The sequence below is a fragment of the Pseudomonas sp. c313 genome (assembly GCF_055407145.1).
In genome coordinates this window covers 23,618-49,483 of the sequence record NZ_JBUZRD010000004.1, presented here as the reverse complement: position 1 = coordinate 49,483, position 25,866 = coordinate 23,618, and the positions used below count along the sequence as shown (strand labels likewise).

Below are 25,866 nucleotides of genomic sequence, written 5' to 3'. Positions count from 1 at the left end.
CATGCAGCTTACCCCTAGAGAGCAGGGTTTATTGAAACCTGCGGTCTTATGGCTGCTATTGCTCGCGCCGCTGTTTTTCAGCACCTACGGCTTTGCCACGTGGGTCACCAGCCAACGCAGCGATGTCGGCACGATGGTGTTCGGCTGGGAAACCCATATTCCGTTCTGGGCCTGGACCATCGTGCCCTATTGGTCGATTGACCTGCTCTACGGCTTCTCCCTGCTGCTGCCCAACAGCCGTCATGAACTGAAACAGCACGCCCTGCGTTTGCTGACGGCCCAGGTGATTGCCGTCAGTTGTTTCCTGGTATGGCCGTTGCGCTTTACCTTCGAACGGCCAGAAATGGATGGCGTGTTCGGCTGGCTGTTCGCCGTACTGGCGGGCTTCGACAAACCGTTCAACCAGGCGCCGTCGCTGCATATCGCGCTGTTGGTGATCCTGTGGATCATGTTCCAGCGCCATACCCAAGGGGTGTGGCGCTGGCTGGTGCATGGCTGGTTCACCTTGATCGGGATTTCAGTGCTGACCACTTATCAACATCACTTTATCGACTTACCCACAGGGGCGCTGGCAGGTTGGTTGTGCGTGTGGTTATGGCCACTGGAACATCCGAGCCCGCTGCTTGATACACAACTGGCCGAGGATTCGAAGCGCTGGCAACTGGGAATGCGTTATGCCTTGGGTGCACTGGCGTTTGCTATCCCGGCGTTTACCTTCGGTGGCTGGTGGTTGTGGCTGCTCTGGCCCGCCGTCGCGGTGCTGTTGGTGGCGTTCAATTATCTGTTGCTGGACGCCGCCGGCTTTCAAAAACGCGCCGATGGAAAACTCAGTCCTGCGTCACGCTGGTTGTACGCGCCGTATCTTGGCGCCGCGTGGATCAACTCACGGTTGTGGACTCGCAAGCATCCACAGGCCGATCAGGTTGTGGATAACGTTTGGCTGGGGCGAATTCCGACGACAAGCGAGCTAACTTCTTTTAAAGCGGTGGTCGATCTGTGCGCCGAGTTGCCACTTGATCCACAGGGCCGCGCCTATTACAGCCTGCCCGTGCTGGACCTCACGGCTCCCACCGCCACGCAGTGTCTGGACGCCGCTCACGCTATCGAACGCCTGCGCGAAGCCGGGCCGCTATTGGTGTGCTGCGCCCTCGGCTATTCCCGCAGCGCCACCGCCGTCGCTGCCTGGCTACTGAACAGCGGGCGCGCCGCAACGGTCGACGAGGCAGTGGCTATTATTCGTACAGCACGTCCCGGTGTGGTCCTGCACCCCGCCCACCGCCAAGCACTGGGGCAAATGCTCACTCATCCTTCCCCCAATCTGAGGACAGCCAATGCCCGCTGATATGGAACTACAGGTGGTTGCCAGCCTACTGCGTCGAGGCCGGTCCCTGGATCAGCTATCCACAGGCCTGACCTTGCTCGGTGTGTTGTTCGGCCTGGCGCAACTGTTAATGGCCAGTATTACGCCGGTGTGCCTGATCCTCGCCGTGTGGATGATTGTCTTGGGACTGCTGCAAAAGTACTGGGCCCTGCGAGTGGCGTTCGATGCCGATCTGTTTAGCCTGATGGCCCGTGACGTGGAACGCACCCAGGATCTGGACCAGACGCTGCAAACCCTCGGCCTGCAATCGTCCAAGCGCGCCGGCCGGCCCTGGACCGAACGCCGTCGCGGTGCCCTGAAACTGCTGCGTAAACAAGCGTACCTGCTGGCCGCGCAAGTGCTGCTGACATTGGCCGTCATCCTGGCCAGCCCTTGGCTGCCCTTCGCCGGATAAGGAATCCTCATGTTCGAACCCGTGGTCGCCACCCTGATTACCTCCATGGCCCGCACGGTCACTGGCGCGCGCAGCCTATGGCTCGGTTGCGCGCCGGAGCCAGTACAGCGCATCTACTTCGCCAACCACAGCAGCCACGGCGACTTTGTGCTGCTGTGGGCATCCTTGCCGCCCAAGTTGCGCAAAGCCACACGCCCGGTGGCTGGCAGCGATTACTGGCAAAAAAGCGCCCTGCGCCGCTACATCATCAATCGGGTGTTCAACGGCGTGCTGATCGACCGGGAACGCAAAGACCCTGTGGATAACCCGTTGCAGCCGATGCTCGATGCCCTCGAAAATGGCGATTCGCTGATCATCTTCCCCGAAGGTACGCGCAATCTGGAAGATGGCCTGCTGCCCTTCAAAAGCGGCCTCTACCACTTGGCAAAAAGTTACCCACAAGCCGAGTTGATACCGGTGTGGATCGCCAACCTCAACCGTGTCATGCCCAAGGGTCGCGTCCTGCCGCTGCCATTGCTGTGCACCACCAGCTTTGGTGCGCCGCTGCAATTGGAAGACGGCGAAGACAAGGCGCTGTTCCTCGCCCGCACTCGCGACGCCTTGCTCGCCCTTGCCCCGGAGCATTCCTGACATGGATAGCCAAACCCTGATGTTGTTCGGCGGGATCGGCATGATCCTGGTGCTCGCCTCGCTGATCGGCCTGATCCTCAAATTGCGCAGCCGTGGCACGCCCAACGCGGTGATCGATAACCTCAACGCTCGCATCAACGCCTGGTGGGTGATGGTGGTAGTGATCGGCATCGCCTTCTGGCTCGGCACCGGCGCGGTGATCTTGTTGTTCTACGCGGTGTCGTTCTATGCCCTGCGAGAGTTCCTCACCCTCACGCCAACCCGACGCAGCGATTACCCGGCGCTGGTGGCGGCGTTCTACCTGGCCTTGCCCCTGCAATACCTGCTGATCTACTTCGACTGGTATGGGCTGTTCTCAATCTTCATCCCGGTCTACGTGTTCCTGCTGCTGCCGATCCTCGCGTCATTGGGCGGCGATAGCACGCACTTCCTGGAACGGGCGTCGAAGGTGCAGTGGGGGCTGATGATCGCAGTGTTCTGCGTGTCCTTCGTCCCGGCGCTGCTGACCCTGGACATCGTTGGCTATGAAGGTCGCAACCTGCTGCTGATCGCCTACCTGGTGATCGTCGTGCAGCTGTCGGATGTGTTGCAGTACGTGTGCGGCAAGCTGTTTGGCAAACACAAGATCGCGCCCAATTTATCGCCTTCGAAAACCGTGGAAGGGTTTGTTGGCGGAATCCTGCTGTCATCGCTCATTGGCGCAGCATTGTGGTGGACCACGCCGTTCAATCCTTGGCAGTCGTTTTTAATTGCGCTGTTGATCAACTTGCTGGGGTTTGCCGGCGGGATCGTGATGTCGGCGATCAAGCGCGACCGTGGCGTGAAGGACTGGGGGCATATGATCGAGGGGCACGGCGGGATGCTGGATCGGCTGGATTCGGTGTGTTTTGCCGCGCCGATTTTCTTTCATCTTGTGCGGTACTGGTGGACCTGAAAACGTTAATCAGACCAAAAGAAAAACCCCCGGTTGTCGGGGGTTTTTCTTGGGTGATCCTACGGAATAAAGTCTGTCGGATCGAGCCCAGCAAAATCGGAGGTGAGCCGATGGACGAATCAGAAATAAAGTCTGTCGCAGTCTCATTTTTGTGATGCTTTGCGGTGCGACCTACTAAATAAAGTCTGTCGAAATTATGCAACCATCTGATTTCATTGGGCTTTAACGTGAAAAGTGACGGCCGACACTACTAACACCTGCATTGTGACAATGATGATCGAGAGGTTCTCGGGCTTCCGATGAATAGCCTGACATGCCAGACCTCGGGCTCACCAGTTCCACAACCAACGCACGCCTTCCAGTGCCGTCGCCGTTACTATCCGGGGATTAAAGTCGATCAGGTCTTTAGGGGCATTCTCTTGAAGCATCGCATTCAGTGAGCCGAATCAGATGGCATCTTGTGTTGGCGCTCACTGGCTAACATTGTCGTGGGGAAAAATGGCATTTGACACTGATAGTGCTCAATCTGCGCCTGTCGATGGTGTACTCATACTCCCGCAAGTAGATGCTGTGAGCTGATGGGCCGGCGATTATTGAATTCGCAGTTCCAGTTGTTTCCAAGATCACACCGCCTCTACCTTCAGCGTTCAACCCACTGGCAAACATCTTGGCTACACTCTCTTTATCACTCCAAGCAGTACCAATTCTCCCGAGTTCGAATCTATCTAAATTTTCTCCACGATAGAGCAGCAGCTCAGATCCGTTGTATCGAGGTAACCATTTCCAGAGCATGTCCATCAACAGGTCATCGTCATCAACAAGTTCTCGGATGTGGTGGTGTCCGACATGCCATTGGGTATGAAACCGATCTACAAGCACAGCGTTTGTAGGCACACAAGAGGCCATATCCCTGATGAAAGTACGCCACTCATTTCTATGTCTAGCGACATCGGACCCGTTCAGGAGTGGCCCGTATTCGTTGCCATTGAGAATATGTCTTAAGAGGGGCGGGTAATCTGCTAGCCCAATGTCAATTTCTGGCGAGTTTTTTCGCCATTTTAACGCGCTCAAATCAATGTCAATGCACGAGGGGGCATTGTCAGCTTTCAACAGCTTCTTCATCGCTTTTCCCCCTCAAAGAGCGGCGCTGACTTTGGCAGCACATTCACTGACGCGATCAGCAATAGATTCGAGGGCCGCGTAAGCATTCTCGGGTGTTCCATAGGATGACGCCATCAGCTCAAAAGCAGGTCCGTTGAGACCTGCGTTGGTCAACCGGTCAAAGCGGTATTCGTTATTGCGAACTGTCATGGCGAAGGCGACGTAGTTGCTGAACTGGAGGGAGGCGTAGGCCTTTCCACTCGACTTAACTGCTCCATCGATTTGTACCGGGGTTCCTGTTATTCCATCGACTTCAGCCTGCATACATGCAAGGACACGAGAAACATCGGCTTTAGGCCGCTTAAACGTGATGGACTTTACGACAGGGTATCCATCCTTTCCTGTACCGGTGATAACACCCTGTTTAGACGCTAGCTCCTGCGAAACGGTTTTTGTACCGCAGCCAGCTATAGCCGTACAGATTAAAGCTCCGATAGTTACCAGCTTCCAATTCATAGAGTTTGTCCCTTTTTCCCTTAGCTGATGATGTTCCTGATGATCCGTGCAAGGCCAAGGCCCGAATAGCCCTCCGAGTATCCGTGAGACACATCAACCTCATGCTGCTTCAATACTTTCAGGACACGGTTCTTCACCATCTTTGAGCCACGCGATTGCCCGGCCTCATAGGCGAGGAATGAATCGCCCCGGATTCTCTAGACACCTTGCAAGCTCATTGCGTAACGCTTTTCAAACTCTACTGGTGACAGCTGATTGTTGAAACCATGACGTCGTTTTGGGTTGTAAAACATTTCGATGTAATCGAACACATCGCTACGAGCATCTAGCCGCGTGGTATAGATTTTCCGCTTGATCCGCTCCCGCTTCAGAAGCTGAAAAAAACTCTCGGCTACCGCGTTGTCGTGGCAGTTACCTCGACGACTCATGCTCGCAACCAGGTTGTTGGCCTTCAGAAAACTGCGCCAATCGGAGCTGCTGTACTGGCTGCCCTGGTCGGAGTGAATCATCACCTCCTGTTTTGGCTTACGCTTCCAGACAGCCATCAATAATGCATCAATAGCCAAGTCGCTGGTCATCTGCGACTTCATAGACCAGCCAACAACTTGACGAGAAAACAAGTCCAGCACCACAGCCAAATACAGCCACCCTTCATACGTGCGAATGTAGGTGATGTCTGTTACCCAGACCTTGTTGGGTTCGACCACATCAAACTGGCGCTTTAGCAAGTTGGGTGAGGCGACCGTTGGTTTACCTCCGTACTTCCCTGGGTCAAGTTTTTTGACGGGGACTTAGCCTCCAAAAAGCCAGCGACCACTGTCCAGAAATGTAAGTGTAGTACGTAGTGTTTCTAGCCCAATGGGCCGCGGAGTGCCGGGGAGGTGGTTTTTTAAGATATCTCGCTCTTCCGTGACCCGCTTGAGCTCTGCTCGCAGGCGACGAAGCTCAGCTTGCTGATCATCGTCTTGCTGACGGGTTTCCTGAGGCTTGCTGTAGCGTTTGATCCACGCATAAAGGCTGTGAGTCGATACGCCAAGGCGTGCCGCAACGTCTGCCACGGGAAGCTGCTTTTCGGTCACTTGATTGACCGCTTGGATTTTGAATTCTTCGGTGTAACGCGGGTTGCTCATGGCACCTCCTGATTGGCCTCATTTTAAGGCATGGAGGTGTCTACGAAACTAGGGGCGATTCAAGTCGCCCTTGCCTATAAGGCAAAAAATGTCGGCTGTTGGCACGCTCCAATCAAGCGCTTTCACCCCTCGAAAGTTCTTGATCACGATCTTTCTGATTTTCACCGACCGATATCCTCTGAACGTCATCTATGAGTAAGGCGAAATCCATTTGTAGCGCCTCACCTGGCTCTCAAGGAGCGCAGCGGGAGTGGCCATTCGCCTTATCCATCATAGATACATTCAGCGAGCCGGGGAACTGGCCATACGAATGCCCCGGATTTCATACTTTTGGGCAGTTGAACATGGGTGTAGCCAAGGCTTTCGTTCAAGCGTCCATCCGAAGGTTTCTTCAGAAACGGACTTCAGATGTGCATAATGGCAGCTTGAGATCATGTGACTGCGAGCTGAGAAAGCTGTGCCGACCGCCATGAGACGGTAAACGTCACTAATTAGGGATCAGGCTACGGCCTCTGTGTTTACCAGCCCGTAGAATTGTGGCACGGACCACTCACCTCCCAAGGCATACCAAACATTATTAAGGATAATTATGGCGTCCATCAGTGGCAGCAGTAGGCACTCACTACAAGTTGCGGCAACGTTAGCGAAGGAATGGAAACGTTCAGAAGCAGAGAAAATTTTGACAACTCTAATCCGTGCACTCGACATGGATGAACTAGTTCTTCTCGCACCCGAGTTGAATAAACTAATAAAAGATGGTTTTGAAAAGAAGAGAACGAAGAATCTTACAGAGATACTCAACAATCGGATAGTTGAGCATGGCGCAGAGTCTACGGAATCATTGGCTCCGACCCTGAGCCCTGACGAACTAGCGCTTGAATCATACAGAGAGATACTCAACGAACTGAAAGAGCACCATATATTTCAGTGGGCAACTCACTACAATGACGTAATGTCTTTCGTATTCAAAGATCTGTGCAGTCGTGAGCGGACGACGACACAGCTTCATTTAGACGCCCTATCAGTTTTGTTCTACGAGCATGCCAAAGAGATTTGCGAACGGGGAACAGAGTTTTCCTCTCGGAAGGGTGTTGAACCAGCAATAATACAATCCAAAGCATTAGGAGGATTTTTAAAATTCTTACTGCTAGGTATCCAACCATATCTACGACTACGTGAGAAAGCGTCTAGCGTATCTGAGGTTAAGCTCACTTGGGGCGTATGCTCAAGCATAGTTCATGGCGTGGTCAAGGGGTACGCTGCTGTATTAGGCTGGAAGACGCTTCTCAACAACAGTAGCTGGATGCACGCACTGGGTTTCCTCAAAGGTAGTGATGCGATATCCTTATTAAAAGAAGCTGCGGAAGCTGTACAAGAGAATCACTGTTTCTCAACCATTGCCCCCATGCTGATGGCGTTCGAGTTAATTGTTGATAAAACGCATGATATCGGATCATTAACCCCCAGTTTAAGCCGTGTTGTGTCCGGAAGTCCCCCTTTCTTAGAAGTTACACTGACTCCAGCCTTGGGCGTCAACCCTCATGAAGCAATAGTATCATGTTTTTTCAGTGAAAATGTGCATGGCCGGTGGGATCTAGAGCGAGCACTGAGTGCCAATCCAATGGCGTGCTTAGCATGCTTAGATAACAACGTGGGAGACTGGGTAGCTCAGCATGAGAAAAGCGACGTAGTAGACGTGTCCGATGTCAAAGCCGATGTCACACATGCACATGACACTGCAGCATTAATAGCCAGCAAAATTGAAGACCGGCTTGCTTCAAGTGTAAAGCTCGCTATGCAAGGAAGCCTAACTCGCAATTATGCAAAAGACTTCCCGTTGGAAGATCCGAATCACCGCCAGATGTATATGGTCGAGCGCTACACAGTAAAACAACTTCTTGAGAGCGTTGCGAGTAAAACGGGAATACATCTATGGTGTAGTGTTAGGCGCTCAGGAAAAACCACTGCCGCCCTTAACTTTGGGGATCAGTCAAATAGCTCGCTCGTAATTTTTCAAACTATGGACAACACTCGTCATCAGCCTCAACACACTATATTCGCAGAACGGATTGAAGACGCTCTAATAAATGGCACACCGATCCCACGTGACTTCTTTGAGAGTCTGGTGAACGAATGCCAGATTTCGACCGCCTATGGGGATGCAGATGAAGCGAAGCGCATATTCATAATCGACGAATATGAATCCTTATTTGGAAAAATCGCTGCGATGAGCAGACGTGATGAGGATTTAAGGCATTTGGTTTGCCTCCCCCTACTCAGTCAGATGGGAAGCTTTGCGACTAAAAACCTCATAGTTTTCATGGGGCAGCGACCCGATGCTCATTACATACTATCTGCCCAAAACCAGTTAAGCCCACTGGTGCAGCAACTTGACTTTCCGCTCTTTGCTCACCAACAATCGGCGCCAGATTCAGAATTCGTAGAGCTTCTTAAGCGAATACTTTCCCAAAAGCTCAAATTTAACACTTCATTTGCAGATGCCATATATGAGGAAACGAGCGGGCACCCGTATTTAACGGTCAACCTTCTGATCGACCTATGTGATTGGCTAATTGAAAACCGCGCACTGGAGTCCGAGATTGAGTTAAGCAGACTTCAGTTCGAAAGCTTTGCACAGCAACGACTTACCGCACCAGTTTTGAGAAATAGTAAGTACTATGGTTTCTTCGCCCACATGCTTTCTGAGTACCTCGGCGAAGATGCAAGGCGCACCGACCCGTGGCTGTACTGCGTAGCAAGCGTGCTGCGGCAGATAGCTAAACAACACCCAAAAGTTTTGCAATGTTCTATGGTTAAATATCGTCAAATTGCAGAAGAAGCGGCATATGGACTATCAATTCCTCGTGACCAATTACTAAGCAACGCGGTAATGGCCAATTTCTTAAAAACCGAAAAAGGCATTGTAAAGCCAGGCATAAGATTAATGGCTAGAATCGCAGGAACAAACTAATATTATGTTGGATAAGAATATGGACATCAAACAGCTAATTAATAATATTCCTTGGAAGGACGGAGCAGCCATCCGGATTCTTTGGTTGAATGCCAACGGAAAGCCTAGATCCAAGCTTGCCGAGACCATTATGCACCGTCAAGGCCACATAATACTTCCAATTATATTAAGAAGTAACCTATTCCTAACTTCTAACGCTCTAATGGCAGACTTGGCAACTCTAATTTCAGGAAATGAAAAGGAGTTCAAAGCGCTAAAAGGCGTGGAGTTTACTCATATCTCTGTTGTTATCATTTCAAATGAATCACTATTGATCCCGCAGGCTAGCTCACCAGTATATTTACCAGAATGGTTTCCAATCTTGGGTGGAAAAGAAATCTTCGTCAGAATCGCAGATGTGTTTGACACTGCAGAACTTGCACCACTGAACAGTGAAGGAGCCCGGATCGAGAAAATTGCAAGCCTGCTATTTGAAGCTGAAATACTAATTGTTAATCGGCTTAAACATCAAATCGCATATCAGGAAGGCAAAGTTAGAGGGCTTATTGATTCCCTGCGATCTGATGATGAAAACACTGGTGGTTCCACTACCTCGCACATCCAAAAGTACGAAGCTCACCTTGCTGGCGTTTCAGTTGCAAGGGCATACCGCCCTGCTGCAAAGTCTAAGGCCTCAATTCTTTCAAAGCTAATCTACCAAGTTATTAAAAACTCACCTGATGCTACTGCGGCTTTTTCAAAAAAGCTGGCATCCGCTCTTTCCATTACAGAAATGCAAAAGCTGAAGCCAAGCTTGTTCTCAGTAATGCTGAGACCATCCATAGCCTTGACCGCGACAGAAGCAAACTGCCACGCGGGAATCCTAGCATTCTACCAAGCTTATCAGTTGATGAATGCTGCTGCGCATGCAAGTGAGTATCCAAGCTACCCAGCCTCTCTCGTTCTTGCAAACGCCAAAGATCTTGTTAGGTTTCTCACCGACTTTCGATGTGCCCTCGAAGAAATTTTCGAGAGCCACGACCAATTAGAGAAACAGAATGCTTAGAGGTCGCCCACGACAGAATTGATCCGTAGGAGAACTCGGGATGCTCCGATCGGCTTGCCGCAATGCGGCAAGCCAGAATTTCCTCGGCACGTAGCACTATTCGATGCGGCGTGCGTTGAGGGAATATTGTCCTGCTTGCCGTATTAAACGCGTAACTTCCCCATACTCATCAGCTGTTTTGGAGCCATCCACTGACTCGACAGGGCGAACAGCGTGTTCAACTGAGCGGTTTTTTCATCTCCCCACGAAAGAGCACTTTCACGTATGTCGGCGCCGATGCCGAGTCGACCCCGTTGCCGAGATTTCACTGACCCAGTTTGACTCCTCGTGAATCATTGTCTGTGCTTGATTTTGCAGGTTTGGAGATGGGGCAGTTTTGCGTCGGCAATTGGGTCAATCCTGGGGCAGCTTCAACACGTAGCTTCATGGGTATGGTTACCAACAACATAGTTTGACACAGCCCCTCTCGTAAATCGGGGCCTGTAGGATGATCCGGGGGCCACACAACAGCAACATAGACTGACACAGACGGGTCGCACTTCAAATACGGGGCTCGATTGGTAACAACATAGTTTGACACAACAGCGAGAGCAATCATTTATGCCGAAACACCATGTGAGCGCGACCGGTCAATCACCTGTGCGGAAATAGTCTTTTTTCAACACAGGCTCAGTGCGATGTCTAAATCCGTGCGCAACCTTCGACCGGTCCCCATCAGCACATACACTGTGTTTTTTGTTCGAAATAAGCAGTCATTGGTGAAGGAAACACCCAGCGTTGATCGGACCCAATCACCAGGCGGGAAGCGGCCTTTACTGTCTTGGATAACGGTCAAAGCGTAAACGAGAGCAGGAATTAGCTGTCTATCCGTAATGGCTTTTCGCTGACGTGTTGTAATGTCGAGATCCAATATTGCCCAATCAGCAACAAGACAATAGGCACGGGAAGGAAAATGCAGACTGGCGAAAGCCACTGCATCTGAGGGGGCGAGTTGGCATCCGTCTATTTTCTCGCCTGCAGAAAGCACTGAAACATAATCTGCCAAATTCATTTGTACCTCCTGCCGATCCAAAAAACCGATTCGAACGAGAAGCATCATTCAGCTTAGCTCCCAGCGGATCACCAGGTTCCGATGCCGACGGATAGCAGCAGGGTGATCTCATGGCTGTTCCGTCTTCTCCCTTCATCTCACTGAACGGGATGATTTCTATCGAGTTGTCACCGGATAAAGTGGTTTGCGCCAGTACACAGCTATACCATTGCCGTGCGTGAACCCTACCTAGCGGTAGGTGCCGATGCGGGTGAAACCTAGTGCTTCATGGATGCCCGTGCATGCCGTATTCGGCTATGCGACGCCGGTATTGGTGCATGAAATCCATGTTACTCAAGGAGCGGTAGAGTCCGTTTGGCTGCGACTGAATCAAAATGACATGCCCTCAGACACTTGAATCAGCATTTCTTCGACTAGATGTGTGCCAAAGGTTGTAGTGACCATCGCCAATGGGCTTTCTCCTAAAAAACGGGCTTTGGGTTTGGAAAGCCAATGTTTGGCCTTCCCTTTGTCACCGAAGACCACCTCGGCCATAGCGGTAATATGTGCAAAACGGAACAGGCGATCGCTCTCATGCGACGTTAAAAGCTGATTGGCTGACAGTTTTGTTTTGAGCGTTTTGGGTTGAATGATTCTGTCGCGTTCTTCGTCGCTGAGGGTTCCATCATCACAAAGCATTTTGATCAGGCTGGCCGAGAAGCCAGCTACTATCATGTCGTGAATGTCCAGATCCGAAGCATTGACAGAAATATGAAGAAGCGTCTCCAGACGCATGCGGTAAGCATGACTGGCATCCTGACGCAGGACGCCAGCAAACATGGGCCGCACTGATGTTGCGTTGCGGACGGGCGTCAGGACTAATGTGCCATTCAATACCGTTAGCTCCAAGTCGTCCCCAACACCTAACCTCATTTGGTCAAGCAACTCTTGAGGCAGATCAATGATGATGTCGCCAGTTCCGTCCTCAGTTTTCTGGGATTTTACTATCCAACGCTCAGTTTCACTCATGATCGTCCGGCCCTCATCCGCCATCAGAGAATGACACACATCATCATGGTTGGGCCCAGAGCTGACCAAAGGAACGCGCAATCCGCTGGTAGACAGGCACTGCCGCTGCTCGAACGCCGGATAGCGAGTGAAACAGCAAAAAATGGGGCAATGGATATACCTGCCTTTCCACCTTCACATGGCTAAGAGCCTGAGCGTGATCAGTTAACTACACGAAAGGATATGACATGCACCCTAATGAGCTTTATGTTTCCGTCGACGTCGAGACTTCTGGGCCTATACCAGGCGATTACAGTCTGCTTTCCATTGGAGCTTGTCTTGTAGCCCAACCTGAAACGTCCATATATCTTGAACTACGGCCTGACAGTCCGAAACACGACCCCGAAGCGCTGGCAGTATCGGGGCTGAGTCTGGAGAAGCTGGAGCGCGAGGGTCTCGCTCCGCAACAGGCGATGCTGACATTTGATCAGTGGCTGAGATCGTCCTGCCAAACGGGGCAAAAGGTCATTTTCGTAGGACTCAATGCACCGTTTGACTGGTCATTCGTCAATTACTACTTCCACAAATACCTGGAAACCAACCCCTTTGGTTTTACCGCTATCGACATGAAGGCCTACTTTATGGGCGCTGTAGGTTGCAGCTGGAAGGAAACAAAATCATCCAAAATGACCGCTGCGCTGAAGCCACTCAGCGAACCGAACCATAACGCATTGGATGATGCCCGCTTTCAGGCAGAGCTCTTCGCCCTAATGCTAGCGGGTAACTATAAACGCTGACCTGCCTTCCACCGCACTGACTTGAAGTTCATCTGACCCAGGTTGCCTCAACATATCTGCCGTCCCTGAACGACCACGCCTTGATACCTTCTGGTTTTTCGGACTTGCCGACAATAATGGCTATTGGGTGCGGCAGATCCTGCGTGTAACGTGCAGCAAATTTGGAGAAACTACCGATGTCTGCCGGAGAGATCACCGGAACGGATTGGGGATGCGTATGCCAATAGCCCACCAGGCGTAACCCTTGTTCGTTGGCAGCCTGGATCTCCTGACGGCACCGCGCCGCATCCAACTCTAGCCAAGACCAGCCTGACCGATCGGCGCGATGAGGCAACGTGGCCAAGGCCAGCAGCAAACCTTTCGGATCAACAGGGTTGACGAATAACTGTCCACCTCGCTCCACGCCAAAAAGGCCCTGCCGATGACTATCCAAGATGTCCGCGACCGCCTGGGACACCAATAGCTCGGAGTCCACCTCCGGCCATCGCCAGCGCCATGCGATATCCGTCATACCATTTCGTCCTTATCTTCCGGCCATCCGCGTTCGAGTAGGATTTGCTGCGTCCCCTCTGGCAGTTTGGGCCCATGGTATTGGCCTCCTAGGCTCAGCACATCTTCAGGCCTATAAATGCTGCTGACCCAAGATGCAGTGGCGATCTTGCCGGTCAATGCGCGTAAGGCCGTGTGCGACACCATAGAGGCGATATTGGTCATTCCCAGCGAGCCGCCTGGGATAAAGCTCTCGCCACACGCGGGCAGTGGAACAACACCGCCTCCCGGCCACTCTGTAAATCTATGCAAAAAATCGCCGACGTCCGTGAACAACTGACGGCCATCAAAGGTGCCGCCTGGTGCGAATAGAGCATGGCCGACCTGGGTATACGGTTCGCTCCAGGCTTGTAAAAGCCCCCAAGGAGCGCCGCTGGATTTGGTTCGCCATACAGTGACCTCCGACTGCCAGTCTGCTGTCGTGATCACCACCAGATCTGCGTTATCGAACACTTCTGGTTTGCTACTCATCACTACTTCGGCAAAAGTCGAATAAGCGGTGCATTCTGTCGTCGGAAGATCTAACAGAATCTTGTCCCTCAACGCTGAGGCTTTCAGCCTCCCTAGGCTATCCGCTCCCAGAACGTGCCTCCCCAGATTGGCTGACACCAAAGTGTCAGGATCGATGAGGGTAAGGTGGCCGACACCGGATCGTGCCAATTGTATTGCCACCGTACTGCCTAATGAGCCAACGCCAACACAAACGACTCGAGCATTTTCAAGGTGCTGTGCAGTGCCGCTTATATCGCGGGACAGGATAGACGCTCGATCAAGCACATCCAGGGCAGTTGCTCGGACGAGCGCCGGAGGATGAGCATTTGCGATAGCTGGCCGCCGGCGAGCTGTACGCAAGCCAAACTTTGCCCCCCGCTCCTGCTGTACACCGAGCGAACGCACATTGAGACAATATGTTGGAGCATCTGCGCCTCCTGGAAGCTCCAGAACAATCCATCGACTCGCCAACGTTCCATGCAGCTCAAACCATGCCAGCAATTGCTCGGCATCGTCTGGTTGAAGGTGTGGCTTTAGCCACAGCAATAAATCTTCTGGATCCGGGGTGCGGATATCCGGATAAGTCTGAAGCTTGACGTAAAAACCGGGAGTTTCGGCCGCACGAATGACAGCAGAGCGCCCGACGACCCGTCGGTAATGCCCTTTGAGTGCAGCTACATTCGATGCTAACCAAACCGTTTCCTGACCGGATGGCACAGCTCGGCGCGGATCGCTGAGCGCAAACAACTGCGAGGCAGCCTGAGGTCGATCCAACAGTAAGAGGTTCTGGAATGACTGCCCGTGCTGAAACGACCAGTAGGTAGTGATCTCATTCTGAAATTCGATATCGCGTGTTGCCTGGTTTGATCCCATCTTGGACAACGAAACGATCTGGGCCAAGCGAGCAAGGCTGTCCTCTACCACGACCTCCGGGGAGCCCATGATGGGGCGTTCCTGAAAGCCATGAAGGCAAAGCCCCGACTTAGTGGCATGCGGCCAAACCAGCCATGGAGAGGGTTCGACGTTCAGCCGCAAGAGCCCGCGGGGAAAGTTGGAGGGGAAACCTATACGCAGTCGCCGCTCCTGCCCCGTGTAATCGGTGGGCAAGGGGAAGTGAAAGCACGCCGCTTCGTCAGCCCGCATGGGTGCGGGCTGGAGCAATGCATCGGCAGCATCCTGACCTAGGGTGTTACGCAGTGCGGCGATTCCGCGCTGCAATGGTGTCTTAATAGGATCAGCCAAGGCGTCCAACTGGCTTTACGCTCGACTGAGAGGTTCCGCCACCGCTGGCCCCTCCGAAGAGCGAACCCATCGAAGCAGAGTTTCGAGTAGTGCCATCCGGTCGACCGGGCATCGTCCAATTCGCAGGGATTTCATTGTTCACTGCCGTGATGAACGCCGGCGCAATACCGAAGTTCTTTTTCACTGCCTCGGCAAAGGAGTCATTGGATTCAAAACTTTCCAAACCTAATGACACAGATGCACTGGCGTCCGCATGCCACTTGGCGAATGCCTGACGGTAGCCTTGCCCCTCGCCCGGTCGATTCCACTTCTCTGCAAAGTTTTCGCCGTTATCGGCAGGGTTGCAGACATAGCAGTCGCTACCTCTATGCGCGATGTGCTGCGGCATTCTGCGAACGATTTCCAAAATTGCATCGAGCGGTGCCAGAGGCTTCGACTGCGACTCCTTTACGACATCCAGGTATGCGTGCGTGGCTAGAGTGGTGATGACCGCAGATATTGGGCGAGTATCAGCGCTCCTTGTCTTGATGGCCCATTCATCGCGATGCCGCTTGAGCAGCTTAATGGTCGCACGCAGGGGATCTTGATCGATGTAATCCTGATAATGCGGCAAAGGATCTTGGGTCGCGGCATCAAGCATCCGCTGGCTTTTGGCAACCACTAAGCTTTCCAGAGAGATTTCCTGGGCGGAAGCGACCTGCAACCAATTCGAGTAAGGAATAGGGCTGCTCGCTTTCCATCCTGTGACTCGATCCGGAACCTCAAGCTTACCCTCGCCGTTTGCTTCGCCATTTCCGTTGATCGCCCGGGCAGGTGTGACATCGATGTGGAAACCTGGATTTTCGTCTGCATAAACGATTCGAATACCACGACGTAGTTGCTTAACTTCTTCCTGAACGCGGGAGCCTTCCCTAAAACGCTGCTCAATCGCCTCTAGAACTTCCTTCGCACCAGCGCCTTGAGCGTGAGGGAGCCAGATAATCGCGTCCGCATCAATGGTGTCCAGATCCGCAGGCGCCCCGGGAATTGGCTTAATGGTCGTTTTCAGCCGCATTGAGCCCTGAACGAAAATATGAGCCTCAGCGAGCAACGGATTGTCGGAAGCCGAGAGGATTTTTTCCAGTTGGGAGTAGCGGTCATTGATTTTTTCGTACTGCGCTTCCGACAGCGAGATCTCCCTCGCGGCGCGAAGCAGAAAATATTCCCAACTGCTGCGCTTGGTCTGTTCGTTGCTCAAAAGCATTACATAGCCTCCTGGGCCACGGGACCCAATTGCAGTGTTTGCGTAAACCGATCTTGGTTTTCTTTGTCCCGATCGAAGATCAGGTATGTATGTTGATGCTGTGTTGTGAGCAACGCGCCAAACTCGATGGCCAATGCCGCAGGAATGGCGGCGAAGACGTGGATGGGGTCAGGAGTCAGAGCCTCAAGCTGGCTCAGTCGTATTTGAAGTGCGTCGCGAAAAGCATGAATCACCCGACGGTTCTGTACCATCGCGTAGCTTGGTTCTGGGATCGACAGCTCTGCAATACGTGCACCGGGTAGAGCGTCGGTCACGTCGCGTACTGGAACTTGCGCAGAAATGGAGAGCACCAACGCCAGTGGGCCATCGCCGTTGGGTGGAGGCGTAAACAGAAAACTAGGCGGCTCAGCAGACTGATCGGGCCAGCGCAAAAGATGCTCGCGATGAAAAGAGAAGATCAAGCGTTTGGAACGGTCGCCGATACTCTGGCCCAACATCATCAAGGCCGGAATGTCGGCCAAGCCGACTACTGCTAGCGCGGGCGAATCGCCATAAGTGCCGCCGCGACGTTTGAGTTGCTGCTCCAGCTCATACTGGACGCTGTCTTTGACGTTCTGCCAATAGGTAGTGTCCCTGCCACGTGGTCCGGGCGCAGCGAAGGCGATTTTGATGCCTTGATCGAAGGCGGTTAATCCCTCGGCGGACATCGCAGCCAACAGATCGCGAACGGGGATATCGTTGATCGTCTGAAAGTGCTGACTCTGGACGATGAGAGGAATGGCTCTGCCACCATCGGGGGTCGTTGCGGCGAGTCGGATGCGTTCAAGGTACGCTTGGTGCAAACCGCTCAGATCATTTTCAGGGTAGCCATCTGCGTCACGATCAATTTTGTCATGACAGCCTGGGCACAGGAGCATCAGGTTAGCAGTATCGTTAGTGTGCGCCTCAGCATCATGATCCGCGCGTCCCCGAGGCCCCTTGGGACTGGCGGGTAAGATATGCGCCACTTCGCCCCATTTCATTGGCTTGCCGGCACGATAGTCGAACGTTAGATCCGTACCGCACAGTTCACAATGACCAGCGGTCTGTGTCCATACGATCCGCTTCGTCTCATCATTCGTGTTAAAGCGCCCGCTCGCGGGCTTAGCGTCTTCTTTTTCTGCCATTTCGACCGACCCCCGAAAAACATCCATGATTGAAAACGATGATGGCAAGATAAGATCATATTAGGGTCATTCGTCCCGATTTCAAGAGAGATCTGAGGGTGACGAATGCTGAGTCGCCTTTTAGCAGGATGCTTTTTTGGCTCATCGAAAGGCGGTGGTGGCGGCGTTCGTTTTCTGGCAAGTGCTGGTGGGTAATGGCACTGACCACAGCGCATGTAAGACTGATGAAAACGAGCTGTGCAGCTCAAACGAGGCTGCAAGCGCAGCCCCTTTCGTATGCGTTTTTACGCGTCAGTGCTTGCCAGGCTCAACGGACAAGTGTCGACGACGCATGAGGTGATAGGCCGCCGGGATCACAAACAGCGATAGCAAGGGTGCCGTAACCATACCGCCAATCATCGGGGCGGCAATGCGGCTCATAACCTCGCTACCGGAACCGCCTCCCAAAAGTATAGGTAACAAACCAGCGATAACCACTGCCACGGTCATAGCCTTAGGTCGAACGCGCTGGACAGCGCCTTCACAAATCGCGGCCATCAACCCGCGTTCTGTGTTGTCACCGAGGTCTTGACGCTCGGTCCATGCATTTTTCAGGTAGAGCAGCATGATCACGCCAAATTCGGCAGAAACACCGGCCAAGGCGATAAAGCCGACCCCGGTGGCAACCGACAGGTTGAATCCCAACAGATAGAGAAACCATGCCCCGCCCGTGAGAGCGAATGGCAGCGTGGCCATAATCAGCAAAGCCTCATCAAGGCGTGCAAATGTCAGGTAGAGCAACACGAAGATGATCAACAGCGTGGCAGGCACCACCAGTTTGAGTCGTGCGTTGGCCCTTTCGAGAAACTCGAACTGACCTGAGTAGCTCAGGCTCATGCCGGGCTGCAACTTGACCTGCTCACTGACGACCCGGCGTAGATCGGCGACTACGGAGGCAATGTCCCGGCCACGCACATCGATGTACACCCAGCCTGAAGGCCGTGCGTTCTCACTCTTGAGCATTGGCGGCCCGTCGTTGACCTTGATCTTCGCCACGGTGCCAAGGGTGATCTGGCTGCCTAGCGGGGTGTAGATCGGCAACTGCTCCAAAGCGCCGAGCGAATCCCGCCACTCACGAGGGTAACGTACGTTAATTGGGAAACGAGCCAACCCTTCAATCGTCTCCCCGACGTTTTCACCGCCGATTGCGCCGGCCACGATTGATTGCACATCGGCAATATTTAACCCATAGCGTGCCGCAGCTTTGCGATCGATATCTACATCAATATAGCGGCCACCGGTCAGTCGTTCGGCTAACGCTGAACTGACACCTGAGACGTCCTTGGCAACACGCTCGATGGCTTGGGTGACGGCATCGATCTCCGTCAGGTTGGTACCGGCAACCTTCACGCCAATCGGGCTTTTTATGCCGGTGGCCAGCATGTCGATACGGTTACGAATAGGCGGTATCCAGATGTTGGTTAATCCTGGGACACGCACCACTTGTTCTAGCTCCTCAACGAGCTTTTCCTGGGTCATGCCTGGGCGCCACTGCTCGCGTGGTTTGAATTGAATGGTGGTCTCGAACATTTCCAACGGTGCCGGGTCAGTCGCGGTTTCAGCGCGGCCGGCTTTTCCGAAAACGTGTTCGACCTCTGGAACTGTCTTTATTAGACGGTCAGTCTGCTGAAGCAGTTGCGCGGCCTTCTGCGCCGATAATCCAGGCAGAGCTGACGGCATATAGAGCAGGTCCCCTTCGTCCAACGGGGGAAGAAACTCACCACCCAGACGAGAGATCGGCCACAACGCGCTGACAAAGACTAGCAATGCAACCAGCAGCGTTACTTTAGGTCGACGTAATACGGCGTCCAGAGCGGGCTCGTAGATCCGGATCAACCAGCGATTTAGCGGATTCTGTTGCTCATTAGGAATTCGTCCGCGAATCCAATACCCCATCAACACCGGAACTAGAGTTACCGACAGTCCAGCCGCTGCGGCCATAGCGTAGGTTTTGGTGAACGCCAATGGACCGAATAGACGTCCTTCCTGAGCCTCCAGCGTGAACACCGGAATGAACGACAGGGTGATGATCAGCAGACAGAAGAACAATGCGGGTCCTACCTCGGCAGCCGCTTCAGTCATCACGTGCCAATGACGTTCACCTTTCAGTTCCTCCCCAGGATTAGCCACGTGCCAAGCCTCGACCTTCTTGTGGGCGTTTTCAATCATCACCACGGCAGCGTCGACCATGGCGCCGATGGCGATGGCAATCCCGCCAAGGGACATGATGTTGGCGTTGATACCCTGATAGCGCATTACGATGAAGGCGATCAGCACCCCAACCGGCAGGGAGATGATTGCCACCAGAGATGAACGCAGGTGCCAGAGAAAGATTCCGCAGACCAACGCGACGACGATGAACTCTTCGATCAGCTTGTGGCTGAGGTTTTCCACGGCACGATCAATCAACTTGCTGCGGTCGTAGGTGGTGACGATTTCTACCCCCGCCGGCAGACTGCTTTTCAGCTCGTCGAGTTTGGTCTTGACCGCCGCAATGGTTTCTCGAGCATTCTTACCGCTGCGCAGAATTACCACGCCGCCGACGGTCTCACCTTCGCCATCGAGTTCGGTGATGCCTCGACGCATCTCAGGCCCCATCTGAATCGTGGCAACATCGCCCAGAGTGACTGGCACACCACCCGTGCCCAGTTTGAGTGGGATAGCACGAAAGTCATTGAGGGTCTTCAAGTACCCGGAAGCCCGCACAATAAACTCGGTCTCCGCCATCTCCAGCACCGCCCCACCAGTTTCCTGATTGGCCTTGCCGATCGCCTCGGTCACTTCAGACTGCGTGATCCCCAAGCTGGCCAACTTCACCGGATCAAGCTGCACCTGGTACTGCTTTACCATGCCACCCACCGTGGCCACTTCCGCAACGTTCGGTAGGGTCTTAAGCTCGAATTTGAGGAACCAGTCCTGCAAGGCACGTAACTGCGCCAAGTCATGCCCGCCGCTTCGGTCTACCAGGGCGTACTGGAAAATCCAGCCAACCCCAGTGGCATCAGGTCCTAATGCGGGCTTGGCACTGGCCGGAAGCCGGCTTTGTATCTGGCTCAGATATTCCAATACGCGCGAGCGGGCCCAGTACAAGTCAGTTCCGTCTTCGAATAGTACGTAAACGAAACTGTCGCCAAAGAAGGAATAACCGCGCACAGTCTTGGCACCAGGCACAGAGAGCATAGTGGTTGCCAATGGATAGGTGACCTGGTTTTCTACGATCTGTGGGGCTTGGCCTGGATATGGTGTACGGATAATTACCTGAACATCCGACAGGTCTGGCAATGCGTCAATGGGCGTACTTTGAACCGCCCAGATCCCCCATGCCGTGACAAACAGCGTCGCCAGCAACACAAGAAAGCGGTTAGCCACCGACCAGCGAATAAGGGCCGCGATCATGGCTGGCTCCCAAAGCGTTCCAGACGCTCAACTCGCAGACCATCTTCCGTCTGGCTGACAGCGATCCGAACCTTGTCGCCCGTTTTAAGACCCTTCATCAGAGCTGGAGCGGCGAGAGGGAAAGTCATCGTCATGCCTGACATACCCAATGTTCTGAAGGGACCGTGGGCGAGCGTGACTTCTTTGTCGTTGATCTCAACGATCTGACCATCGGCCTCATGCAAAGCGCCTGCGGTTACAGTAGATGGCGAAACGTCCAGTGAGCTTGCGACAACGCCCTTGAGACTGGCCTCCGAGTCGAGAAGGAACTGGCCAGAAGTCACCACTTTTTGCCCCTCTTCCAAGCCTTTCAATATCAGCGTTTTGCCATCGTTATCTTGGCCTAACTGCACCTCCACCGGGCGATATCGACCAGCGTCTTCAGAGAGCATGACCAACGTACGTCGACCGGTACGAATGACGGCCTCGCTCGGCACCCACAAAACACTTTGCTCCGTCGAACGATTGAGACTTACCTGCGCGGTCAAACCTGGCCTGAGTCGGCCATCCGGATTGGGTAACTCAACTCGAACGCGAAGTGTGCGACTGTCCGAACTGGTTTCCGGAAGAATCGCACTGACGACGCCCTTGAGCACAACTCCAGGGAGCGCGGACAAACGCGCTTCGGCTGCTTGCCCTACGACGATTGACCCAGCCTCCGACTCTGGTACCGCCACGGCCAGCCAGACACTGCTCAAACCATTAACACGCGCGAGCGTCTCGCCTGCGGCCACCGTCATACCTTCACGCACACTCAGCTCTTGAAGCACACCACCAATAGGGCTGGTCAGAGTCAGGTTCGGTTGAACTTTGCCACTGCGCTCAACTTGAGCAATTAACTTAGTTGGCATTCCGGTGAGCCTCAATCGCTGGCGGGCCGCTGTCAGCAAGTCAGCATCGCCACTACGCTTGAGGGCGAGAAATTCCTCTTGAGCAGCTGCCCAATCCGGCACCAAGATATCTGCCAAGGCTGCATTCACTTTCAGCACATCACCAGGTGCATGGGCGTACACGCGCTCGACAAAACCCGCCGTACGGGCCTGAATGACTGCAACGTCCCGTTCGTTGAAGGCCAGAACACCTACCACGTTCAGTGTCGAGGCAAATACCCCTCGACTGACACTAGCCAGTCGCACACCAAGGTTCTGAGTCAGGCTTGGATCAATTCGAATGCCGCCGCTGTCCCCCTTGGTATCTGCGTATTGGGGGATCATCTGCATGTCCATGAAGGGTGACTTACCCGGTTTATCGAATTTCTGTTGTGGGTACATGGGGTCATACCAATACAGAACCTTTCGATCGGGAGAGGCTTTGGCTTCCTGATCCGGCTCGACACCAGCTACTTCGCTCATTCGCGGTTGGGCTAACCAGTAACCTCCGGCAACACCCAAGGCAATCGAGATGCCGACAACTAAAGTCCCTTTCCATACTTTGAAATTCATTGAGCGGGCTCCCCGTAAGAGAAATACAAGCGAGCGCTGGTGAGAGCACGTTGCTCTTCAACGTCAATCTGCTTGAGACGGGCTTCGATGAGTTCGCGTCGGGCGGCCACAACCGAGTTCAAATCACCTTTGCCGGAACGGTAGCTAGCCATGGTGAGTTCAACCTTTTCTTTAGCCAGCGGCAACAAGCTTTCCTGATTACGGGTGACTGCACGATTGAGTCGCTCGTAGTCGGCCAACTCATCCTCCAGTTGCTGGGTATGCTCGCGCGACAGAGCTTCCCGCTCAGCTTCAAGTTGGTTGAGTTCGGCGTGCTTTGCCGCAATTTTGGGGTTTTGCCGAGAGTCAGGAAACAGCGGGAGATCCCATGAAAACTGGACGCTAACCATGTCACCGAATTGTTTGCCTCGATGCTGATAGTCGAATTCCCAGCTCCAGTCAGATTGCTTTTCCGCCTCAGCTTCACGGATCTTGGCTTGTGCTTCACGGGTCATCGGCACATACGCCGCCAATTCAGGGTGATGTTGCAGCTTATGGGAGTATCCAGAGGTTTCAATGGGCCAATCAGGCAAGCTGCCCGCCGGTTTGTCATTGGCAGCTGGGCCAATCCAGCGCTTGAGGGCCGCCCGGGCCTGTGCACGTTGGCGAACTAAATCATCCTGCTGCTCCGCCAGTTGGGCAGCTTCCTGTTTAGGTGTCACCGCATCGGCGGGTTGGGCGCGGCCACCCGCAATCTGAGATCTGACGGTATCGGTCAGAAGACGGTTTTCTTTGTAGAAGTCCTGGAACATCGCATCTTTACGCTCAACCGAGTAGCTACTGATCCAGGCCAATGCCGTGGACTGTCGGACGTTCAGACGCGCCACTCGACGCTCAGCGGACGCTCGATCAACAGCCGCATCCGCGACCTCGATACGTGCTTTGCGCTTATCGCTGTTGGGCATCTCCTGTCTGATCCCGACCACTTGCATGGTCATGAAGTCCTGGTCGATGCTCCATCTGTCGGCACCACCAATGGGGTAGTTCTGCAAGCCCAGCAGTAGCTTGGGATCGGGTAGTTCGCCGGCGGGAATGGCCGCACTGGTGGCTGCTTGAATTTTGGCGTCTTGTGCGGTCAACGACGGTGCATTGTTTTCGGCCAGCCGCAGCGCTTCATCGAGTGTCAATGCACCAGCAAGGCTCGGCAATGCCAGTACGCTTGCCGCCAGGCCGGCCACGAGGGACCAACCTGTGCAAAAGCAGTTGGAGTTCATGTTCACGATTCCTGTGATGATCCACCGCGCGCTTCATAAGACATGCGCGCAGATATGCCATCCCGCTAACGCGGAATGAGGCTCAGTGTGGTACAGGAATCAAGTACGGGGAGGTCGCCATAACCCAGAAGGGGTTTGTACGAGTGGGAAATGGCTGGAGAAGGGCAGAACGATTGGACTGGACAAGGTAATAGGAGGCTTGATGATCGAGACTTGCAGCATGCCGCCCGTTTTGCATTCCTGGCCCGACTTACAAGGTTTGCCATGCTCAGCGGTACTTTTCATGTCGTGGCAGCAGTCTTGACCCATACCATCCATCATCGCTATACCCATGGTTTTCATCGGGCATGGTTCAGTCGATGCCTGAACACCCGCCATCCCGCTAAGGGGAAGCGCCAAGCTAATTAGGAAAATCAGGCAACACCGCACATAGCGTTTCATGGGCTAAAGTGTAGACGGTGCAAATGGCCCTTACAATTCACCCTTAAGACTCCTGTATTGGCTGTTACCAACGTCTATGCTGCGCTCATTTCCATGACAGGGCTTAAAGTACCTAACCATGCGACAAGACAGATAATGATGACCGCCATTGAAAACTCAAGTTTCATGCTACGGCGCAAGGCATTCACCGCGACAGCGTATTCGCCATTGCGAACTGATCGCTCCAATAAGGGGCTTAGATGAAAACGGTTAAGCGTGGCTAATACGATCATCCCTGCAAATAGCAGGATTTTCAAAAATAGCAACTGGCCATAAGTGCTGAGCATCACCTCATCGAGGCTCGGTCCTACGATAAATAGATAATTCACCACGCCCGTTATACTGATGATCACTACAATCACCGCGCCGGCCGATTCAAACCCTGTCAGTACCCGAGCAAGAACTCGTACTTCCTGATCACCTTTCAGCGATTTTAAACGCAGCAGCAGTGCAAATGCTGCCAACGCACCCAACCAACCGCCTGCGGCCAAGAGATGGAAGATGTCGCTAGTAAAATGCCAGTAACGACGGCTCCCTTCGTCCATCGCACCATGCCCTGTCCATGCCAGCGTCGCTAGCGCAATGGCGCCACATACAGTGACAATCCAAAGACTGAGTGTCGGAAAGCGCTTGCTCAGAGCAACGCCGAGAACAGCCGTCAGCAACGCCACTATCCGGACCATCCAGGTCAAACCGACGTCAGTCCCCATGAGAACCATTTGAAAAATATGGTGATGTAGCTCCATGAAGCCCGACACACCACTCATAGCTTTCGCAAGCAACAACATGGCTGCTAGAGACAGAGCTACACCTAAAACAGATGTACTGTAAAGAAGCGACTCAAAATTTAAAACCGCTCCCGATACTCTCTCTTTTCCCCTCAGGCTATAAAGACCAAATATTGCCAGTCCAAATAACAGCATCAGATCAAAATATAGAGCAAAGCGAACAGCTATATTTATTGAGTCGCTCATGAATCATTTCACTTTGAAAGAAAAATTGCCGGTGATTGGATGAGTGTCAGACGAGACGGCACGCCACTCAACTTTATAAGTACCTGTGGTCAATGGCGATGCAGGCGTAATAACCATCGTCTTAGGATCTCCACCGCCTGCAACGGCTGCTTTAACGCCCATTGGGGAGTTAGGCATGCCAGGCATATCGGTCATGATCAGCTTAGCACCGGAAAACTGAGTCGTTAGATTCTCAGAAAATTGCAGTTCAATTTTCGCAGGAGCAGCAACATCCGACCCTTCTGCTGGAGTAGAAGAAAGCAGCTTTGGATGTGCTTGAGCAACTGCACTCAAAAGCAAACCCGCTGTCAGTGCTACAGCTACGGTGGTGGTTTTAAGGAATGACATGCAAGACTCCTCACAGCAAAAGCTGTTGATTCTAGGTTTTTGATGAGTATCTAGTTATTACTTTTACGCTTATTAAAAACACTGGCGAGCTACCTAGCAAATTCCGTGTTCTAGGGCGGGCTGGACAGGAATAATCACAAGAATTCCAACGTCACAGCGCAAGTACACGATGCCACACGAACGCAAACTATTCGATTACATTTCAGTCAGCTTGGACCTGCTTTGGG

At 53.2% G+C, this 25,866-nt stretch carries 21 protein-coding genes and 2 pseudogenes; 7 read left to right on the top strand and 16 right to left on the bottom strand.

The window, feature by feature from the left end; translation table 11 throughout:
* The first annotated feature begins 1 nt into the window (after nucleotide 1).
* From ACZRKZ_RS13790 to ACZRKZ_RS13775, 4 genes are read left to right on the top strand one after another with little or no spacing between them, the layout of a single operon-like run.
* Complete coding sequence (locus ACZRKZ_RS13790; protein ID WP_463981845.1) at nucleotides 2–1,342, top strand: phosphatase PAP2/dual specificity phosphatase family protein; 1,341 nt, start codon at nucleotides 2–4, stop codon at nucleotides 1,340–1,342.
* Nucleotides 1,332–1,775: a hypothetical protein gene (locus ACZRKZ_RS13785; RefSeq protein WP_463981844.1), complete on the top strand. Its 444-nt coding sequence runs from the start codon at nucleotides 1,332–1,334 to the stop codon at nucleotides 1,773–1,775. The genes ACZRKZ_RS13790 and ACZRKZ_RS13785 overlap by 11 nt, the downstream gene beginning before the upstream one ends.
* 9 nt (nucleotides 1,776–1,784) lie before the next feature.
* Entirely contained in the window at nucleotides 1,785–2,405 is a 621-nt protein-coding gene (locus ACZRKZ_RS13780; protein WP_133100654.1) for a 1-acyl-sn-glycerol-3-phosphate acyltransferase, read from the top strand.
* A 1-nt stretch (nucleotide 2,406) separates the two neighbouring features.
* Entirely contained in the window at nucleotides 2,407–3,339 is a 933-nt protein-coding gene (locus ACZRKZ_RS13775; RefSeq protein WP_133100653.1) for a phosphatidate cytidylyltransferase, read from the top strand.
* 477 nt (nucleotides 3,340–3,816) lie between these two features.
* On the opposite strand, the gene ACZRKZ_RS13770 is transcribed toward ACZRKZ_RS13775, so the two are convergent.
* From ACZRKZ_RS13770 to ACZRKZ_RS13760, 3 genes and pseudogenes are all read right to left on the bottom strand, one after another.
* The gene (locus ACZRKZ_RS13770; protein WP_463981843.1) at nucleotides 3,817–4,461 is read right to left on the bottom strand and encodes a hypothetical protein; all 645 of its coding nucleotides are present in this window, start codon (nucleotides 4,459–4,461) and stop codon (nucleotides 3,817–3,819) included.
* 12 nt (nucleotides 4,462–4,473) lie between these two features.
* On the bottom strand, nucleotides 4,474–4,956 hold the full coding sequence (locus ACZRKZ_RS13765; RefSeq protein ID WP_463981842.1) for a hypothetical protein: 483 nt from the start codon (nucleotides 4,954–4,956) through the stop codon (nucleotides 4,474–4,476).
* Nucleotides 4,957–5,153: 197 nt separating this feature from the next.
* A pseudogene (locus ACZRKZ_RS13760) lies at nucleotides 5,154–6,086 on the bottom strand (IS3 family transposase).
* 589 nt (nucleotides 6,087–6,675) lie between these two features.
* On the opposite strand from ACZRKZ_RS13760, the gene ACZRKZ_RS13755 reads away from it, so the two are divergent.
* Both ACZRKZ_RS13755 and ACZRKZ_RS13750 read left to right on the top strand, forming a co-directional pair.
* Complete coding sequence (locus ACZRKZ_RS13755; protein ID WP_463981841.1) at nucleotides 6,676–9,057, top strand: hypothetical protein; 2,382 nt, start codon at nucleotides 6,676–6,678, stop codon at nucleotides 9,055–9,057.
* A gap of 19 nt (nucleotides 9,058–9,076) precedes the next feature.
* Nucleotides 9,077–10,102 (top strand): hypothetical protein, encoded by a 1,026-nt coding sequence (locus ACZRKZ_RS13750; protein WP_463981840.1) that lies wholly within the window; start codon nucleotides 9,077–9,079, stop codon nucleotides 10,100–10,102.
* Between the two features lie 143 nt (nucleotides 10,103–10,245).
* Here the strand turns inward: ACZRKZ_RS13750 and ACZRKZ_RS13745 are convergent.
* The 3 genes and pseudogenes from ACZRKZ_RS13745 to ACZRKZ_RS13735 form a co-directional block, all read right to left on the bottom strand.
* Nucleotides 10,246–10,367, bottom strand: a pseudogene (locus ACZRKZ_RS13745) (IS5/IS1182 family transposase); the annotation flags it as partial.
* A gap of 393 nt (nucleotides 10,368–10,760) precedes the next feature.
* Nucleotides 10,761–11,153 carry a DUF6957 family protein gene (locus ACZRKZ_RS13740; protein WP_143513845.1) on the bottom strand — a complete coding sequence of 131 codons (393 nt, stop codon included), beginning with the start codon at nucleotides 11,151–11,153 and terminating at the stop codon, nucleotides 10,761–10,763.
* A gap of 369 nt (nucleotides 11,154–11,522) precedes the next feature.
* A complete protein-coding gene (locus tag ACZRKZ_RS13735; protein WP_224793261.1) occupies nucleotides 11,523–12,161 on the bottom strand; it encodes an antitoxin Xre/MbcA/ParS toxin-binding domain-containing protein in 639 nt (212 codons plus the stop codon).
* 227 nt (nucleotides 12,162–12,388) lie between these two features.
* On the opposite strand from ACZRKZ_RS13735, the gene ACZRKZ_RS13730 reads away from it, so the two are divergent.
* Nucleotides 12,389–12,937: a 3'-5' exonuclease gene (locus tag ACZRKZ_RS13730; protein WP_032856644.1), complete on the top strand. Its 549-nt coding sequence runs from the start codon at nucleotides 12,389–12,391 to the stop codon at nucleotides 12,935–12,937.
* A 28-nt stretch (nucleotides 12,938–12,965) separates the two neighbouring features.
* Here the strand turns inward: ACZRKZ_RS13730 and ACZRKZ_RS13725 are convergent, their stop codons facing one another.
* The 10 genes from ACZRKZ_RS13725 to copC all read right to left on the bottom strand — a co-directional run bounded on the left by ACZRKZ_RS13725 (nucleotide 12,966) and on the right by copC (nucleotide 25,639).
* Entirely contained in the window at nucleotides 12,966–13,448 is a 483-nt protein-coding gene (locus ACZRKZ_RS13725; protein WP_019334922.1) for a Mov34/MPN/PAD-1 family protein, read from the bottom strand.
* Nucleotides 13,445–15,229, bottom strand: coding sequence for a HesA/MoeB/ThiF family protein (locus ACZRKZ_RS13720; RefSeq protein WP_032856643.1), 1,785 nt, complete (start codon nucleotides 15,227–15,229; stop codon nucleotides 13,445–13,447). Before ACZRKZ_RS13720 ends, ACZRKZ_RS13725 begins: the two co-directional genes overlap by 4 nt.
* On the bottom strand, nucleotides 15,213–16,463 hold the full coding sequence (locus tag ACZRKZ_RS13715; RefSeq protein WP_019334920.1) for a nucleotidyltransferase domain-containing protein: 1,251 nt from the start codon (nucleotides 16,461–16,463) through the stop codon (nucleotides 15,213–15,215). Before ACZRKZ_RS13715 ends, ACZRKZ_RS13720 begins: the two co-directional genes overlap by 17 nt.
* Entirely contained in the window at nucleotides 16,463–17,629 is a 1,167-nt protein-coding gene (locus ACZRKZ_RS13710) for an SAVED domain-containing protein (RefSeq protein WP_032856642.1), read from the bottom strand. Before ACZRKZ_RS13710 ends, ACZRKZ_RS13715 begins: the two co-directional genes overlap by 1 nt.
* A gap of 291 nt (nucleotides 17,630–17,920) precedes the next feature.
* A complete protein-coding gene (locus ACZRKZ_RS13705) occupies nucleotides 17,921–21,064 on the bottom strand; it encodes an efflux RND transporter permease subunit (RefSeq protein WP_032856641.1) in 3,144 nt (1,047 codons plus the stop codon).
* The gene (locus ACZRKZ_RS13700) at nucleotides 21,061–22,545 is read right to left on the bottom strand and encodes an efflux RND transporter periplasmic adaptor subunit (protein WP_032856640.1); all 1,485 of its coding nucleotides are present in this window, start codon (nucleotides 22,543–22,545) and stop codon (nucleotides 21,061–21,063) included. The genes ACZRKZ_RS13705 and ACZRKZ_RS13700 overlap by 4 nt, the downstream gene beginning before the upstream one ends.
* Complete coding sequence (locus ACZRKZ_RS13695; RefSeq protein ID WP_032856639.1) at nucleotides 22,542–23,798, bottom strand: TolC family protein; 1,257 nt, start codon at nucleotides 23,796–23,798, stop codon at nucleotides 22,542–22,544. Before ACZRKZ_RS13695 ends, ACZRKZ_RS13700 begins: the two co-directional genes overlap by 4 nt.
* 99 nt (nucleotides 23,799–23,897) lie before the next feature.
* The gene (locus ACZRKZ_RS13690; protein ID WP_080761980.1) at nucleotides 23,898–24,239 is read right to left on the bottom strand and encodes a hypothetical protein; all 342 of its coding nucleotides are present in this window, start codon (nucleotides 24,237–24,239) and stop codon (nucleotides 23,898–23,900) included.
* 74 nt (nucleotides 24,240–24,313) lie between these two features.
* A complete protein-coding gene (gene copD / locus ACZRKZ_RS13685; RefSeq protein ID WP_019334915.1) occupies nucleotides 24,314–25,252 on the bottom strand; it encodes a copper homeostasis membrane protein CopD in 939 nt (312 codons plus the stop codon).
* Nucleotides 25,253–25,255: 3 nt separating this feature from the next.
* The gene (gene copC, locus ACZRKZ_RS13680; protein ID WP_017341635.1) at nucleotides 25,256–25,639 is read right to left on the bottom strand and encodes a copper homeostasis periplasmic binding protein CopC; all 384 of its coding nucleotides are present in this window, start codon (nucleotides 25,637–25,639) and stop codon (nucleotides 25,256–25,258) included.
* Nucleotides 25,640–25,866: the final 227 nt, after the last annotated feature.

Bases quoted from the DNA above. Each gene is read 5' to 3' on its own strand.
- ACZRKZ_RS13750 (WP_463981840.1), top strand. From the start codon at position 9,077: ATGGACATCAAACAGCTAATTAATAATATTCCTTGGAAGGACGGAGCA.
- ACZRKZ_RS13735 (WP_224793261.1), bottom strand. From the start codon at position 12,161: ATGAGTGAAACTGAGCGTTGGATAGTAAAATCCCAGAAAACTGAGGAC.
- ACZRKZ_RS13770 (WP_463981843.1), bottom strand. From the start codon at position 4,461: ATGAAGAAGCTGTTGAAAGCTGACAATGCCCCCTCGTGCATTGACATT.
- ACZRKZ_RS13695 (WP_032856639.1), bottom strand. From the start codon at position 23,798: ATGAACTCCAACTGCTTTTGCACAGGTTGGTCCCTCGTGGCCGGCCTG.
- ACZRKZ_RS13785 (WP_463981844.1), top strand. From the start codon at position 1,332: ATGCCCGCTGATATGGAACTACAGGTGGTTGCCAGCCTACTGCGTCGA.
- ACZRKZ_RS13705 (WP_032856641.1), bottom strand. From the start codon at position 21,064: ATGATCGCGGCCCTTATTCGCTGGTCGGTGGCTAACCGCTTTCTTGTG.
- ACZRKZ_RS13775 (WP_133100653.1), top strand. From the start codon at position 2,407: ATGGATAGCCAAACCCTGATGTTGTTCGGCGGGATCGGCATGATCCTG.
- copD (WP_019334915.1), bottom strand. From the start codon at position 25,252: ATGAGCGACTCAATAAATATAGCTGTTCGCTTTGCTCTATATTTTGAT.
- ACZRKZ_RS13690 (WP_080761980.1), bottom strand. From the start codon at position 24,239: ATGAAACGCTATGTGCGGTGTTGCCTGATTTTCCTAATTAGCTTGGCG.
- copC (WP_017341635.1), bottom strand. From the start codon at position 25,639: ATGTCATTCCTTAAAACCACCACCGTAGCTGTAGCACTGACAGCGGGT.
- ACZRKZ_RS13790 (WP_463981845.1), top strand. From the start codon at position 2: ATGCAGCTTACCCCTAGAGAGCAGGGTTTATTGAAACCTGCGGTCTTA.
- ACZRKZ_RS13700 (WP_032856640.1), bottom strand. From the start codon at position 22,545: ATGAATTTCAAAGTATGGAAAGGGACTTTAGTTGTCGGCATCTCGATT.
- ACZRKZ_RS13710 (WP_032856642.1), bottom strand. From the start codon at position 17,629: ATGGCAGAAAAAGAAGACGCTAAGCCCGCGAGCGGGCGCTTTAACACG.
- ACZRKZ_RS13755 (WP_463981841.1), top strand. From the start codon at position 6,676: ATGGCGTCCATCAGTGGCAGCAGTAGGCACTCACTACAAGTTGCGGCA.
- ACZRKZ_RS13740 (WP_143513845.1), bottom strand. From the start codon at position 11,153: ATGAATTTGGCAGATTATGTTTCAGTGCTTTCTGCAGGCGAGAAAATA.
- ACZRKZ_RS13730 (WP_032856644.1), top strand. From the start codon at position 12,389: ATGCACCCTAATGAGCTTTATGTTTCCGTCGACGTCGAGACTTCTGGG.
- ACZRKZ_RS13780 (WP_133100654.1), top strand. From the start codon at position 1,785: ATGTTCGAACCCGTGGTCGCCACCCTGATTACCTCCATGGCCCGCACG.
- ACZRKZ_RS13765 (WP_463981842.1), bottom strand. From the start codon at position 4,956: ATGAATTGGAAGCTGGTAACTATCGGAGCTTTAATCTGTACGGCTATA.
- ACZRKZ_RS13725 (WP_019334922.1), bottom strand. From the start codon at position 13,448: ATGACGGATATCGCATGGCGCTGGCGATGGCCGGAGGTGGACTCCGAG.
- ACZRKZ_RS13715 (WP_019334920.1), bottom strand. From the start codon at position 16,463: ATGCTTTTGAGCAACGAACAGACCAAGCGCAGCAGTTGGGAATATTTT.